Source organism: Micromonospora fiedleri, from assembly GCF_016774385.1.
Lineage (GTDB): Bacteria > Actinomycetota > Actinomycetes > Mycobacteriales > Micromonosporaceae > Micromonospora > Micromonospora gifhornensis.
Window position 1 is genome coordinate 1 of sequence record NZ_JAETXL010000045.1, and the last position, 485, is coordinate 485.

General features: G+C 76.9%; 2 pseudogenes. One reads left to right on the forward strand and one right to left on the reverse strand.

What is annotated here, in order from left to right:
- Positions 1 to 93, forward strand: a pseudogene (locus tag JMF97_RS32165) (GNAT family N-acetyltransferase); the annotation flags it as partial.
- 3 nt (positions 94 to 96) lie between these two features.
- On the opposite strand, the pseudogene JMF97_RS30560 reads toward JMF97_RS32165, so the two are convergent.
- A pseudogene (locus JMF97_RS30560) lies at positions 97 to 485 on the reverse strand (AAA family ATPase); the annotation flags it as partial.

Here is a 485-nt window from a genome sequence, read left to right on the forward strand (position 1 = left end):
TCGGTGCTGGAGAAGTGCGGCGCGAAGCTGCGCGAGGACTACGATCGGGTGCACGCCGAGATCCGCCTCGACGCGACCCCACCGGCACTCTAGGGCTCAGCCGCGCTGCTCGGCGTACGCGGCCAGCCACGCCACCTGGGCCGGGTCCAGGGACGGGCGTACCCGCGCCCGGGCGGGCTCCACGTGTGCGGCGGTGACCGTGGCGGCGGTCAGCGACTCGCGCATCGCGGCCAGGGGCGCCTCCCGGACCAGCGCCGCGCAGTCGGCGGCCGAGAAGCCGTCCAGGTCGGCGCCGAGCGCACCGAGGTCGACGTCCTCGGCCAGCGGCACGTTGCGCGCGGCGGCGCGCACGATCGCCGCCCGCGCCTCGGCGTCCGGTGGCGGCACGTAGACCAGCCGTTCCAGCCGACCCCGGCGCAGCAGCGCCGGGCCGGTCAGGTCCGGCCGGTAGGTCGGCCCGACCACGACGACGTTGCCCAGGGCAT